This is a genomic window from Natronorubrum sulfidifaciens JCM 14089 (assembly GCF_000337735.1).
In the GTDB taxonomy this organism is placed as follows: domain Archaea; phylum Halobacteriota; class Halobacteria; order Halobacteriales; family Natrialbaceae; genus Natronorubrum; species Natronorubrum sulfidifaciens.
Genome location: NZ_AOHX01000056.1, coordinates 1 through 462, shown reverse-complemented (window position 1 = coordinate 462; position 462 = coordinate 1). Strand labels below are relative to the sequence as shown.

The following is a 462-nucleotide window of genomic DNA, read 5'->3' as shown; positions in this document are numbered from 1 at the left end:
CGTCCTACAGTGGACATTTCTAAATTTTCCACCTTTTTCAGTTTTCCTCGACATATTTCACGTCCTAAAGTGTGTATTTCTCATTTTCCGTAATTTTCAGTTTTCTCGCCATATTCCAGGTCCTTCAGTGTGCATTTCTCATTTTTCACGTTTTTTAGTGATTTCGTCATTTTTCAAGTCGTCAAGTGGATGTTTCTCATTTTCCATGATTTTCAGTTTTCTTGCCATATTCCACGTCCTACAGTGGACATTTCTAAATTTTCCACCTTTTTCAGTTTTCCTCGCCATATTTCACGTCCTAAAGTGTGTATTTCTCATTTTCCGTGATTTTCAGTTTTCTCGCCATATTCCAGGTCCTTCAGTGTGCATTTCTCATTTTTCACGTTTTTTAGTGATTTCGTCATTTTTCAAGTCGTCAAGTAGATGTTTCTCATTTTCCATGATTTTCAGTTTTCTTGCCAT

1 protein-coding gene is annotated in these 462 nt (G+C 36.1%); it reads right to left on the bottom strand.

Translation table 11 applies throughout. The annotated features are described in order from the left end of the window. Positions 1-138: 138 nt before the first annotated feature. Entirely contained in the window at positions 139-288 is a 150-nt protein-coding gene (locus C495_RS17905; protein ID WP_019444655.1) for a hypothetical protein, read from the bottom strand. Positions 289-462 lie beyond the last annotated feature (174 nt).

Bases quoted from the DNA above. Each gene is read 5' to 3' on its own strand.
- C495_RS17905 (WP_019444655.1), bottom strand. From the start codon at position 288: ATGGCGAGGAAAACTGAAAAAGGTGGAAAATTTAGAAATGTCCACTGT.